The 13,399-nt window shown below is 43.1% G+C and carries 16 protein-coding genes; 3 read left to right on the top strand and 13 right to left on the bottom strand.

Annotation, left to right across the window (positions count from 1 at the left end):
• Nucleotides 1–121: 121 nt before the first annotated feature.
• The 12 genes from whiA to cdaA form a co-directional block, all read right to left on the bottom strand.
• Nucleotides 122–1,039 carry a DNA-binding protein WhiA gene (gene whiA / locus K1I56_RS04460; RefSeq protein WP_023917728.1) on the bottom strand — a complete coding sequence of 306 codons (918 nt, stop codon included), beginning with the start codon at nt 1,037–1,039 and terminating at the stop codon, nt 122–124.
• Nucleotides 1,036–2,013: a YvcK family protein gene (locus tag K1I56_RS04455; protein WP_003017791.1), complete on the bottom strand. Its 978-nt coding sequence runs from the start codon at nt 2,011–2,013 to the stop codon at nt 1,036–1,038. The genes whiA and K1I56_RS04455 overlap by 4 nt, the downstream gene beginning before the upstream one ends.
• Nucleotides 2,010–2,900: an RNase adapter RapZ gene (rapZ, locus tag K1I56_RS04450; protein WP_009732574.1), complete on the bottom strand. Its 891-nt coding sequence runs from the start codon at nt 2,898–2,900 to the stop codon at nt 2,010–2,012. The genes K1I56_RS04455 and rapZ overlap by 4 nt, the downstream gene beginning before the upstream one ends.
• Before the next feature lie 77 nt (nt 2,901–2,977).
• Nucleotides 2,978–3,361: a RidA family protein gene (locus K1I56_RS04445; RefSeq protein WP_003006514.1), complete on the bottom strand. Its 384-nt coding sequence runs from the start codon at nt 3,359–3,361 to the stop codon at nt 2,978–2,980.
• Between the two features lie 18 nt (nt 3,362–3,379).
• Nucleotides 3,380–3,544 (bottom strand): hypothetical protein, encoded by a 165-nt coding sequence (locus K1I56_RS04440; protein ID WP_003006512.1) that lies wholly within the window; start codon nt 3,542–3,544, stop codon nt 3,380–3,382.
• Between the two features lie 51 nt (nt 3,545–3,595).
• Nucleotides 3,596–4,909, bottom strand: a complete 1,314-nt coding sequence (gene obgE, locus K1I56_RS04435) for a GTPase ObgE (RefSeq protein ID WP_023917726.1) — start codon at nt 4,907–4,909, stop codon at nt 3,596–3,598.
• A gap of 33 nt (nt 4,910–4,942) precedes the next feature.
• Complete coding sequence (locus tag K1I56_RS04430; protein ID WP_003011566.1) at nt 4,943–5,074, bottom strand: DUF4044 domain-containing protein; 132 nt, start codon at nt 5,072–5,074, stop codon at nt 4,943–4,945.
• A gap of 117 nt (nt 5,075–5,191) precedes the next feature.
• Nucleotides 5,192–6,010, bottom strand: a complete 819-nt coding sequence (locus tag K1I56_RS10025; RefSeq protein ID WP_411575282.1) for a collagen binding domain-containing protein — start codon at nt 6,008–6,010, stop codon at nt 5,192–5,194.
• A gap of 115 nt (nt 6,011–6,125) precedes the next feature.
• Entirely contained in the window at nt 6,126–6,554 is a 429-nt protein-coding gene (locus tag K1I56_RS10020) for an Ig-like domain-containing protein (protein ID WP_411575281.1), read from the bottom strand.
• A gap of 47 nt (nt 6,555–6,601) precedes the next feature.
• A complete protein-coding gene (gene glmM / locus K1I56_RS04420) occupies nt 6,602–7,951 on the bottom strand; it encodes a phosphoglucosamine mutase (protein ID WP_223325371.1) in 1,350 nt (449 codons plus the stop codon).
• 22 nt (nt 7,952–7,973) lie between these two features.
• On the bottom strand, nt 7,974–8,723 hold the full coding sequence (locus tag K1I56_RS04415) for a CdaR family protein (RefSeq protein WP_118397085.1): 750 nt from the start codon (nt 8,721–8,723) through the stop codon (nt 7,974–7,976).
• A complete protein-coding gene (cdaA, locus tag K1I56_RS04410) occupies nt 8,720–9,568 on the bottom strand; it encodes a diadenylate cyclase CdaA (protein WP_223325370.1) in 849 nt (282 codons plus the stop codon). Before cdaA ends, K1I56_RS04415 begins: the two co-directional genes overlap by 4 nt.
• 103 nt (nt 9,569–9,671) lie before the next feature.
• On the opposite strand from cdaA, the gene murT reads away from it, so the two are divergent.
• The 3 genes from murT to K1I56_RS04395 are packed head-to-tail and all read left to right on the top strand — an operon-like array spanning nt 9,672 to nt 12,068.
• Nucleotides 9,672–11,015: a lipid II isoglutaminyl synthase subunit MurT gene (murT, locus tag K1I56_RS04405; protein ID WP_195422933.1), complete on the top strand. Its 1,344-nt coding sequence runs from the start codon at nt 9,672–9,674 to the stop codon at nt 11,013–11,015.
• A complete protein-coding gene (gene gatD, locus K1I56_RS04400; RefSeq protein ID WP_009732567.1) occupies nt 11,015–11,803 on the top strand; it encodes a lipid II isoglutaminyl synthase subunit GatD in 789 nt (262 codons plus the stop codon). The genes murT and gatD overlap by 1 nt, the downstream gene beginning before the upstream one ends.
• Nucleotides 11,804–11,813: 10 nt before the next feature.
• The gene (locus K1I56_RS04395) at nt 11,814–12,068 is read left to right on the top strand and encodes a lipopolysaccharide assembly protein LapA domain-containing protein (protein ID WP_223325369.1); all 255 of its coding nucleotides are present in this window, start codon (nt 11,814–11,816) and stop codon (nt 12,066–12,068) included.
• 63 nt (nt 12,069–12,131) lie between these two features.
• Here K1I56_RS04395 and K1I56_RS04390 read toward each other — a convergent pair whose 3' ends face one another.
• Entirely contained in the window at nt 12,132–13,310 is a 1,179-nt protein-coding gene (locus K1I56_RS04390; protein ID WP_223325368.1) for an MFS transporter, read from the bottom strand.
• Nucleotides 13,311–13,399: the final 89 nt, after the last annotated feature.

Here is a 13,399-nt window from a genome sequence, read left to right as displayed (position 1 = left end):
TTGAGACATTAGGCTCAAAACTAAGTCATGGAACTTCTATGAAGTTCGCTGACGTCCGTACTCACCTAAGGAAAGTTTTTAAAAAGACTTTATCCTCATTATGAAAGGCCTTTGGCCTTTTTTATTTGTCTAAATCGTCTGCGATCTTATTGATCTTACGCAAGCGGTGATTGACGCCGCTTTTTGAAATAGGTTGTTGCAAGCTATCTGCGATCTGCTGGATGGAATAATCTGGATGGTTCATCCGGATATAGGCAACTTCTTGCAAGTCACTTGGTAAACTCCCTAGGCCGACCGTATCCACAATTTTACTAATATTATTAATGGTTTTCATGCTAGCTGTGACTGTGCGCTGAATGTTGGCCATCTCGGCATTATTGGCCCGATTGACGTCATTGCGCGTCTCTCTCATGACCTTGATAGACTCAAATTCCTGCATGGCTTGCATGGCCTCTACTACAATGAGAAAATCAATAATATCTTCCGCTCGTTGCAGATAGGTCACCACTCCTTTTTTCCGCTCGATGGTTTTCGCATCTAGTAAAAATCCTTGCATGAGAAGGGCAATTCCTTCCGCGTGGTCTGTATAAACAGAATGAATTTCCAACTGGTACTTTCCTTTTTCAGGATCCTTGATGGAACCACTCGACAGAAAAGCCCCTCGAAGATAAGCACGACTGGCTACTTCATCTTCTAAAACACTGGCATCAATACCTGTTTCAATCCCAAAGAAGGCATCTGCCAAATGCAAGTCAGCTAGAATCTCTTCCACCTTTTCATCCAAGAATACTGTGTAAACACGATTTTTTTTCAAATTGGTTTTTTGGTGGTGGCGGATATCCGATTTGGCCTCATAGAAATGATGCAACAATTCATAGATATGGCGAGCGATCTTGGCATTTTCTGTTGTTACCGAGAGCGTCAAGCCCCCCATTGAAATCCCAAGACTTCCAGACATCTTGATAATGGCAGCCAATTCACTCTTTTCAAATCGCTTGAGAGACAATAATTCTTCTTTTACACGAACCGTAAAACTCATTTTCTCACCTGCACGATCTGCATCAACTCTTCGACCACTTTTTCACCATCATGAAAGGCTCCTCCATTGACCAACTTCAAGAAATCAGAAGAAATCACTTGGGGAACTTGCGAGTGTAGCCCCTTGAAATCGTGCTCTACCTGCACCAAGTATTCATCAAATTTGTTACTGTTCATGTAAGCTGCGGGAACCTGATTGATATTGACAAGGACGGTATCGATGAACTTCTCTCCCAAATGTTTATGGAGAACGGCAACGTGGTCACTGTCTGTGAAATGCTCGGTTTCTCCTCTTTGGGTCATGATGTTACAAACATAGGCTACCTGAGCCTTGGTTTCAAGGATGGCTTTCCCAATCTCATCGATCATCAAATTAGGAAGGATCGAGGTAAAGAGCGAACCAGGACCTAAGACGACCATATCACTTTCAAGAATAGCTTCCACTACTTTTTTACTAGCTTTTGGACGCTCTTGATCAAAGGTATTGGTCACATAAACATGATCAATCATGCCGGTGTAGTTGGCAATGTGGCTTTCTCCTACCACTTCTTTTCCATCTTGAAAGACGGCATGAAGGGTCAAGGGACTATCACTGGACGGATAGATCTTGCCGGTCGTATGAAAGAACTTGGTTAACAACTGCATGGCATTATAGGTCGAGCCTTGCATCTCTGAAATCCCTGCAATAATCAAGTTTCCCAAAGGGTGTCCGGCCAAAGGGCCATCATCGTCAGCAAAGCGGTATTGAAAGACCTTCTCATAAAAACGAGGCATATCTGACATGGCAACCAGCACATTTCGAAGATCCCCAGGTGGTGTCAATTTTTGGATGTTCTTCCGCAATTCACCTGAACTCCCGCCATCATCTGCAACGGTTACAATAGCAGTAATATCGACCGGTTTCTTTCTCAGACTATCGAGAATAACAGAAATCCCTGTTCCTCCTCCAATAACGGTTACTTTAGGTTTTCTCATGAGCGATTCACCGTTTCTTTCCGTCTGTCCTTGTCTCTATGACTGCAATTGACCTGCCAATTTTTTTCTAAATCATGTGCTAAGCGCTCTGCAAAGGCTACTGAACGGTGTTGCCCACCGGTACATCCCATAGCAATGGTGAGAACGGATTTACCCTCACGTTTATAGGACGGTAAAATAGGAACGATCAAGTCATGAAGATGACGGTAAAAGTCCTCTGATTCAGGGTGATCCATGACATAATCATAAACAGCTGGATCTTGACCGGTTAAATTCCGAAGCTCCAATTTGTAGTAGGGATTTGGAAGAAAACGCACGTCAAACACAAGGTCAGCATCGATCGGAAGGCCATATTTAAACCCAAATGACATGACCTCAACCCGAAAATCTGGCTGATTGTCTTGACTGGCAAATTGTTCTGCAATGGTTTTTCTCAGATTACGAGGTGTCAACTCAGTCGTATCTACTACATTTTGACTGATATTTTTTAAAGGGGATAAGAGTTCGCGCTCTAGAGTAATCCCATCTAAGACACGGCCATCTGCCGCTAGTGGGTGGCTACGACGGGTTTCCTTGTATCGTGCTACCAACTCACTATCAGTGGCATCCAAGAACAAGACCTTGAAATCGAGGTCTTCTTGGTTGTCCAATTCATCCAAAATGGTGCGAATTTCATTGAAAAAAGACCGGCTCCGCATATCCACAACAACGGCTAATTTATTGTTATCGGGACTGTGGCGCATGAGCTCAATAAATTTCAGCAAGAGCGCCGGTGGCATATTATCGATGGTAAAGTAACCCAAATCCTCAAACGATTGGATGGCGACGGTCTTACCCGCACCGCTCATCCCTGTTACCATGACCAGTTGAATCTTACTTTCTGTCATTTTCTCCTCCCATAAATAAAACAGAGTGGCCTACAGTTTCCTGCTCTCCACTCTGTCTTTTTGTCTTTGAATGGTTATTAGGCTTTGATTTCCGCAATAACTTCAATTTCAACCTTCACATCACGTGGCAGGCGTGCTACTTCAACAGCAGATCGAGCTGGAAACTCTGTAGTAAAGACTGTTTTATAGACCTCATTAAAAGGTACAAAGTCATTCATATCACTTAAGAAACAAGTGGTTTTCACCACGTGGTCAAAGTCTGTCCCAGCCTCTTCCAAAATAGCCCCAATGTTCTTTAAGACTTGCTCTGTTTGTTCTTGGATGGTTTCTCCAATGATTTCACCTGTTTCAGGTGACAAGGGAACTTGTCCACTTGCAAAGAGAAGATTCCCTACGATTTTCCCTTGAACATAAGGTCCAATTGCTGCAGGTGCTTTATCTGTATGAATTGTTTTTGCCATAGTATTCTCCAAGTCTATTTACTTCTGCTGGTTTTCTTTTGCTAATTTTTCCCTTTGTAAGCGCAATTTGCGCTTAGGGTTTAACGTATTAAAGAGTTCTTCAAGTTTTTCAGCATTCCAAACATCGGCTGCTGAAACAAAATTTCCATTTTCATCTCGAAAAGATATTGGTTTATCTCCCACTGAAAAAGCCTCACTTCTTATTTGGAATCCTTGATCCGCTGGGGATCTATCCTAATCTACAAACTCAAATTCAAATTTACCGATCCGGACGATATCGCCATCTTTTGCCCCACGCGCACGGAGAGCTTCATCAACACCCATGCCACGCAATTGACGAGCAAATTTCATGACCGCTTCATCCCGATCGAAATTCGTCATATTAAAGAGTTTTTCAAGTTTTTCACCAGACAAGACCCAAGCGGCATCGTCATCCCGACTGATGTCAAAGGCTGGCTGGTCTTCATCAAAGCCATAGTAGACTTCTTCTTGGGCCATTTCGTCTTCTGAATACAAGAGGAATTCTGGCGTTTTGTCTAACAATTCTGCTGTTGCTTCTAACAAGTTGTCCAAACCTTGATGCGCCAAACTAGAGATCGGGAAGATCTGTGGCAGTTCATCAAACTCATCGTAATTGGCTGCCAATTTCTTCTTGAACTCTTTCAAATTTTCCTGGCTTTCTGGCATATCCATCTTATTTGCCACGATAATCTGAGGTCGCTCCATCAAACGAAGATTATAGGTTTCAAGCTCTTTATTGATTTGAACATAGTCTTCATAAGGGTCACGTCCTTCACTGGCAGACATATCAATAACATGCAAGATAACTCGAGTGCGCTCGATGTGACGAAGGAACTGGGTTCCTAATCCGACACCTTGGCTAGCTCCTTCAATCAATCCAGGAAGGTCTGCGACTGCAAAGGATTCACCTGACGGTGTCCGAACCATGCCCAAGTTTGGAACGATGGTTGTGAAATGATAAGCTCCAATCTTTGGTTTGGCTGAAGTGATGACACTAAGAAGGGTAGATTTCCCAACAGAAGGGAAGCCAACCAAACCAACGTCTGCCAATACCTTGAGTTCTAATTCGAGTTCGCGTTCCTGACCAGGTTCCCCATTCTCAGAAATCTCTGGAGCTGGATTCTTTGGAGTAGCAAAACGAATATTTCCACGTCCGCCACGGCCACCGTGTGCGACAATGTACTCTTGTCCATTTTCAACTAGGTCTGTAATGACCTTGCCAGTCTCAGCATCTCGGACGGTCGTTCCTTGAGGGACTCGTACATAGAGATCTTCTGCTCCCCGTCCGTGCATCCCTTTGGTCATTCCTTTTTCCCCATTTTGGGCTTTGAAATGTCGGTTATAACGGAAGTCCATCAAGGTGCGCAAGCCTTCGTCTACTACGAAGATGACATTGCCACCACGACCTCCATCACCACCCCAAGGTCCGCCATTAGGGACATATTTTTCGCGACGAAAAGCCACCATGCCATCGCCACCATTACCAGCCTTGACCTTAATCTTGGCTGTATCTAAAAACATACTCATAAATAGATGATTTCCTTTATTTCTGTGTGCGTCTTAGTAAGAAAGAGCACCAATTGCGGTTGCAAAGATTGCACCAACCGTTACAATCAACATAATCACAATAACAACCATCGTGATCATTTCAAATGGTGTTTTTTTACGTTTTCCGTTATCTCCAAAAGCCACTTCTAATACCTCGATTACTATAAATTCATTAGCCCTATTTTACCACGAAATAGGGGATTTTTCAAATCGAGTCTACACAAAAAGACCAGACAAAGGTCTGATCTTTTATGAATAGATTTAGGAATCTTTTCTTACACGTAAAATACCAACCGATAGAACTGCTAGGAAGACACCCATGACAAGAACCACCGGTGTCATCTTTTCACCTGTACTTGGAAGAACTTTTTTCTTACCAGGTTTTGGGGCTTCTTCTTTAACAGAAGATGAAGATGATTTCAATGAAGAACTTGATGTGGATGTTGAGTTCGATGTAGAACCAGAACTCGTTGAAGATGATGAACTTGATGATGAACTAGAACTCGTTGAAGATGATGAACTTGATGATGAACTAGAACTTGATGAGGATGATGAGCTTGATGATGAACTAGAACTTGATGATGAGGTTGAGCTAGGTGTCGGTGGTGTTTGTTCTTTCTCACCCAATCCTTCGCCAGATCCTGATTCTAATCTCACTTCACGGGTTAAACTACGCGGTGCTGGGAAATTAGTTGCTGTCCATGTTAGCGTGTTATGAACAAGATCACCGACTTTCGTTCCAGGAGCTACTTTTGTAGAATATTCAATATACATTGGCCAATTGTAGTTATCACCAAATTCAATCGTAAAACCAGTGGTCTTGCCATCTGCATTCTTATCGAAAACAGCTTTTTTAGTAAAGTTATCCAGAACTGGGAGACTCAAGATCTGAGCTTCGTTCTTGATCCCACCTTCTACAGGAGCATAGCGAACCGCACGCAAGCTACCTTCAACCAGAGTTAAACCATCTCCAAATTGGTCTTTAATGACCATTCCACGGAGGATATCTTGACGGGCATTTAAGAGAATACGCCATTTAACAATGGTTGGATCAGACTTATCTTGATAGCCGTATTTCATCTCGTATTCTCCAGCTTCCCCATCTGTCTTTTCATAATTCAATGAAAAGTTCGTATTCCCTAATTTAAATTGGATTGGAGATGTTTTTGTAACTACTTCGGAGTCTACTTTTACATCAAAATGAAGAGCAACTCGTTTTATTGAGTGGATGAGATGCGAAATAATCATTAAAGGTAACAGTCACTGTTTTCTTAGCTGTATTAACGACAGCTTTCCCCACAGTCTGACCATTTGATTGGCCTTCCTCAAGAACATTGAATTCCAATGCTGTGTAGAGGGTTAATTCTTTTGGTAAGCTAAGTGTTAAAGTATCACCAGCTTGAATGGCTTGCGAATCAGGGAAGGTCAAAGAAATGCTAGCTGACAATTTTTCATTCGTCAACACCTTGCTCCCATTCGTTAAAGTATTGCCATCTTTCGTTAAGCTTGCTGTCTGTGTATAAGACGAGACTTCTGCAGCATGAATTGTTTTAGTAAAAACACTTGCAAATACAACCGTTAGCACTAAGACAAGTGACCATACAATTTGACGGACCTGTTTCATAACTTCCTCCTTTTCTCACCTGTTTGCGAGCCATGTTTTTTACAAGGTTAAAGTCCGATCTCTGCTTGAACAACTGCAGCAATGGTATCTACATAGTAGTCCACTTCTTCATGGGTTGGTGCTTCTGCCATGACACGAAGCAGTGGTTCAGTACCACTAGGGCGAACAAGGATGCGACCATTTCCTGCCATTTCCGCTTCCATCTTTTCAATGATTTCACGGATGGCTTGAACTTCCATCGCCTTGTCTTTCATACTATTTTCAACCCGGATATTAACCAGTTTTTGTGGATAAATGGTTACTTCAGCAGCCAATTCAGATAATTTCTTACCGGTTTCTTGCATGATTTTCGTCAATTGAACGCCTGTTAATTGACCATCACCAGTTGTGTTGTAATCCATGATGACTACGTGACCAGATTGTTCACCACCAAGATTGTACCCAGACTTGCGCATTTCTTCAACAACATAGCGGTCTCCGACAGCTGTGATTTCTTTTTGAATTCCCTTCGCATCTAATGCCTTGTGGAAGCCGAGATTAGACATAACGGTTGTGACGATCGTATTTTTTTCGAGCAAGCCTTTGCTTGAAAGATAAGAACCGATGATGTACATGATCTTATCTCCGTCTACGATCTCTCCATTTTCATCAACAGCAATCAAGCGATCGCTGTCTCCGTCAAAGGCAAGACCAATCGCTGCGCCTACTTCTTTCACTTTCTCCTGCAAATGCTCTGGGTGAGTAGAACCAACCCCATCATTGATGTTCAAACCATCTGGGTTTTCACCGATGACGGTCAATTGAGCTCCCAAATCTGCAAATATTTGACGGGCACTAGTAGAGGCTGCACCATTTGCTGTATCTAAGACTACGTGCATGCCCTCGAGTTGGACGCCTGTCGATACAAGGAATTCTTGATACTTACGCAAGCCTTCTGGATATTCCATGACCGTTCCTAAACCTTGCGCACTTGGACGTGGAAGCGTATCTTCAGCCGCATCAAGCAAGGCCTCAATTTCAAGCTCGCGATCATCATCCAATTTGAAGCCATCACCACCAAAGAATTTGATGCCATTGTCCAAGGCTGGATTGTGGCTAGCAGAAATCATCACCCCGGCGCTGGCTTTTTCCGTACGAACTAGGTAAGCAACACCAGGTGTTGCAATCACACCCAACTTGTAGACACGAATCCCAACAGATAAGAGTCCAGCAATTAAGGCATGCTCCAACATTTCACCAGAAATACGCGTATCACGCCCAACAAATACCAAGGGTGTTTCTTCTTCATGTTGGCTCAAGACATAGCCACCGAAACGACCTAGTTTAAAAGCCAATTCTGGCGTTAATTCTACATTTGCTTCTCCACGGACACCGTCCGTTCCAAAATATTTACCCATTCTTAATTACCTTTTTTACTTTCTAATTACTTGAACTGGAGGAGGTCGACGACGAGCTGCTTGAGCTTGACGTAGACGAGCTACTCTTTGTGGTCACTTGAATCCGTGTTTCACTCGGCTTGACCAAACCTGGTAGAACATTTCCTTGGGCATCTACTGCATTTAAGGAAATAGTTCCGCTATAATTTCCACTAATGATCTCACTGGATGGGAAGACCGCTTGGACATGATCAATGCGACTCAAGGTTTCTTGATCGCTGGTCACTTCTACCTTGGTGGTTTCAAGAGTAATATCCGATACCGTTATTCCATCCACAATTTGATTGTCCGGGATCGTGGCCCTGACCGCAAACGATTTTTTCGCTTTCTTCCCGATTTTTACAGAAACTTTTTGAGGCTCTACGGTTGCGGTCAAACCAGCCGGAAGATCTTCTACAATCAACGGTACTTCGACGGTACCTTCCTTGGCCTTACGAAGATCGGCTACCACGCGAAATTTTCGCGTTCCTGGCTGCATTTCGCTTGCTAGAGCGACCCGGTTTGAACCCTTTAGAAAGACCGTTACCTCTGATGTTAACCCACTGACAAAGTATGTCTTGTCATTGTACTTGGCATCAATTGGAATATTGGTCAAGGTATTGGTGTAGGTCTCTGAACTCACTTGTCTAGCGCTACTATTATTTTGAAAATTAAAGGATGACGCATTAATAAACAAGATAAAGGACAATAAGACGGAGGCAAAAACATAAAGAAATTCTTTTTTCGATCTCATTTTGTTACCCTCCCAAATAGACGCTCTTTCCAACTAGTCGTTTTATTCTCTTCAGGAACCAAGAAGGCTCTCAATTCTGCCTCGAACTCTTCTAAGGTTAAATCATGTCGGAAGGTTCCATTATAGGTCACAGAGATCCCGCCCGTTTCTTCTGATACCACAAAGGTAAAGGCATCCGAAACTTCAGACAAACCAATGGCTGCGCGGTGACGCGTTCCGAACTCTTTTGAAATTCCAGTGTTTTCGGTCAAGGGCAGGTAGGCACAAGAAACAGCGATTTTATCATTGCGGACAATGACGGCTCCATCATGCAAAGGAGTATTAGGAATGAAGATATTAATCAGCAATTCTCCTGAAATATCTGCATCTAGAGGAATCCCTGTGGAAATATATTCCTGAAGGGTTCTGGCTCCTTGAATAGCTACCAAGGCACCAATCTTACGTGGGCTCATATAAGCTACTGCCTTGACATAGGCCTGTACCATCTTTTCTTCCTGACTGACTTCACTCGTCGTAAAGAATTCTGTCGCCCGGCCCAGACGCTCTAAACCAATCCGAATCTCAGGGGAGAAAATCACAACCAGGGCGATAACCCCATAGGTAATCACTTGATTGATCAGCCATGAAATAGTCGTGAGCCCTAAGAAATTGGCTAAAAACTGCACCAAGAAAAAGATAATAACTCCACGAACCAAAATCATGATCTTAGTCCCTACGATGGCCTTGATCAAAAAATACAACAACCAAGCCACCAGGGCAATATCGATGATATTGATAATAATACTCCACCAATTCGGGAACAAACTGGTCCAAAATTGTGGATTTGTAAACTGTTGAATATTCATATTCTCATACCTACCACTTCTCTAAAAGACATCACCTTATTATAACATGTTTCAACAGATTTTTCTGTAACCTTCTGATGCTTTTTATGATAAAATATGATTTATGAAGATAAATACAACCTTGGGCCTTCTGGCAGGAAAGCTTTCCGGCTCTATTCTAGAAAAAATGGGGCGGGGATCAACCCTACCAGGTAAAGTAGCCCTCAAATTTGATAAAGATATTCTCAGTCAACTGGCAAAAAACTATGAGATTGTTGTGATTACAGGGACAAATGGGAAAACCCTGACCACTGCACTAACCGTAGGTATTCTCCAAGAAGCGTTTGGACCGATTTTGACCAATCCAAGCGGAGCCAATATGATCTCTGGGATTACAACGACCTTTTTACGGGCCAAACATTCGAAATCAAATCGACCGATTGCGGTACTAGAAATCGACGAGGCCAGCCTATCTCGGATTTGTGATTATATTAAGCCCAGCCTTTTTGTGGTCACCAATATTTTCCGAGACCAGATGGACCGCTACGGTGAGATCTATACGACCTACCAAATGATTTTGGATGCCATTCACAAGGTCCCAACTGCGACGGTTCTGTTAAATGGAGATAGTCCGCTATTTAATAGTCAGACCTTATCCAATCCGATCCAATATTATGGATTTGATACAGAAAAATCAGAGCCACAACTAGCCCATTACAATACCGAAGGAATCCTGTGCCCGCATTGCCACAACATCCTCAAGTACAAGCTCAATACCTATGCTAACCTGGGAGATTATATCTGTGAACACTGTGGTTTCCACCGGCCCCCTCTGACCTATGCCGTATCGGACCTCATCTCTTTAACCCATCGATCTTCCAACTTCCGGATCCAAGGGCAAGATTACCACATCAATATCGGTGGTCTCTACAACATCTACAATGCCTTAGCAGCTGTCTCTGTTGCTGGATTCTTTGGGGTTCAACCTGAAGTGATTAAGCAAGGATTTGATCGCAGCCGCGCTGTCTTCGGTCGTCAGGAAACCTTTAAGATTGGGGATAAGGAATGTACCCTAGTCCTGATCAAAAATCCAGTTGGAGCTACTCAGGCTATTGAAATGATCAAACTAGCGCCGTATTCCTTCAGCTTGTCTGTGCTTCTCAACGCGAATTATGCAGATGGGATCGACACCAGCTGGATCTGGGATGCGGACTTTGAGCAAATCACCCAGATGGACATCCCAGAGATTAACGCCGGAGGAGTACGCCACTCTGAGATCGCTCGGCGACTCCGGGTCACTGGCTATCCTGCTGACCAGATCACTGAAATGGCTGAATTAAAAGAGGTCTTCCAACGTATCCAGCAACAGGAAACCCCTCATGCTTACATTTTAGCTACCTATACAGCCATGCTAGAATTCCGTGAACTCTTGGCCCAAGAACACCTGATTGAAAAGGAGATGCACTAATGACTTATACTTCCCTAGAATCTTCTGATCAGGCACAGTATCCCTACAGCCTGCGCATTGCCCATCTCTATGGCAACTTAATGAATACCTATGGGGACAATGGAAATATCCTCATGCTCAAGTACGTTGCGGAAAAGCTTGGAGCCCATGTCACTGTTGATATCGTCTCTCTCAAAGACCGGTTCGACCCTGATGCCTACGATATCGCCTTTTTCGGCGGCGGGCAAGACTACGAACAGACCATTGTATCCGAGGATCTACCAGATAAAAAAGAAGACCTCGAACGCTTTATTCATGACGATGGGGTAGTCCTTGCTATCTGTGGTGGCTTTCAACTTCTAGGCCAATACTACATTGAAGCTTCTGGCAAACGCATTGAGGGCCTCGGTATTATGGGCCACTATACGCTCAACCAAGTCAACAACCGCTATATCGGTGATATCAAAATCCATAACGAAGAATTTAACGAAACCTATTATGGTTTTGAGAACCACCAAGGTCGGACCTTCTTGGCTGAGGATGAAAAACCACTGGGCAAGGTCGTCTATGGAAATGGGAACAACAAAGAAGATGGATGCGAAGGGGTTCATTACAAGAACGTCTTTGGCAGCTACTTCCACGGTCCTATCTTGTCCCGAAATGCCAATTTGGCCTATCGCCTAGTGAGCACTGCTTTAAAAAATAAATATGGCAAGGACCTTTCCCTACCGGCTTATGAGGAGATTCTAAGCCTAGAGCAGCCGGAAGAATACGCTGATGTGAAAAGCAAGGCCCCTGCTGAACAATAAGGAGATAATGATGAACAAAAATAATCTACACTACTTTGCTTTATTACTTTTAATTTTATTGATTGCTGGTATTTCCCTTGCAAACATGCAATCGGTTACCGTAAATTTCCTCTTGGTCCAATTTAAATTGCCTTTGATCATTCTGATCTTGCTCTGTGTCCTCTTAGGTGCATTCGTCATGACCTTGGTTAATTTTTCAAAGGGCTTCTCCCTAAAAAGAGAACTTAAGAGCACTCAAAAGCAACTGGAAGAAGCAAAGAAGTAAATCAAGACAGAAGAAAAAAATAACAACTAAAAAAGCACCGATCGGTGCTTTTTTCATGCTTTTCTAATGACTTTTTGCATGCAATTTTTTTGCGACTACTTGTGCTAGGAGTGAAAAGAGAATAACTCCAGCTCCAATCAGGATAAAGGATTCTACTCGAACACTTGGTAACCAGGTCATCAAGCCTTTTGCGATGGGCATAAAGAGAATGGCTAGGGTAAAAATGGTGCTTAAGACCCTGCCCAGATAGTCTCCTTCTACCTTGGTTTGCACTTGGGTAAAAAAGTGAATGTTGAAAATTGTCATAAAGAGTTCACAGACTAAATTTCCAGAATAGGTAAGAAGGTGAGGAAGGGGCAAGCCCATCATGAAAACTCCCACTCCTGTTAAAATCAATAAGAAGAGAAGCATCTCCATGCTTGATTTAAATTTATTAGCAATCAAGGCTCCGATGATGGAGCCAATAGCCCCCAATGTTAAGATGGTCGCGTAAGCCCCCTTGACCCCGTAGAGTCGATTGGAAAAGGGAAGTAAAAACTCAAAAGCTGCAAAAAAGAAATTGACGCTGGAAGCCACCAAGAGGAGAAAGAAAATTTCTTTCTGATGCCAGATGTAGTCTAGTCCATCTTTCATATCCGAAAAAATATCTTTTCCCGTAAAAGGCTTCTTCTCTTGAGCTTTGGCTTCTTCTTTCGGAAGGAATGCCACTAGGACAAAGGCGATGAAAAAGGTCAGTGCATCCAGTAAGAGGGTCGCATGGAGACTGGCAAATTGTAAAACAAGGAAAGAGAACACAGGAGAGCTGACACCAACTACTTGTAAGACCAACTCCAAGTGGGCATTATAGGTCACAATCTCGTCCTTCTCTACGACTTCTGTGATAATGGCTTTATTAGCTGTACGAGAGAAAGCGAAGGCAATGGCCTGGACAATATTGGCAAAAATCAGGGCCGCAATCATCAAGCTATCATTCGTGATAAAAGAAATGCCCAAACAAAGGAGACCACAAACCAAGTCGGTCGTCATCAAAATCTTGCGACGAGAAAACCGGTCTGAGATCACACCACCAAATGGATTGACTAGAATGGAGGTGACAAGTTCAGAAATCTGATAGATCCCCAACACTGTCTTTCCTACCGTCCCCATCGAGGCCAGCCAGACACTATTCCCGTAATCATAGAGCATATTTCCCATTCGATTGATCGCTCCACGAGCAATTAATTGGACTGCATGTCGATTCATAAAAAAACCTCCTTCATTTTCTGAAACTATTGTATCAGTTCATGAAAGAGGTTTTCATTTTGTCCCCTATTTGGGAAAAATAATGGTTT

Source organism: Streptococcus parasanguinis, assembly GCF_019929185.1.
GTDB classification, from domain to species: domain Bacteria; phylum Bacillota; class Bacilli; order Lactobacillales; family Streptococcaceae; genus Streptococcus; species Streptococcus parasanguinis_O.
This window is presented reverse-complemented; position numbering and strand designations above follow the sequence as displayed.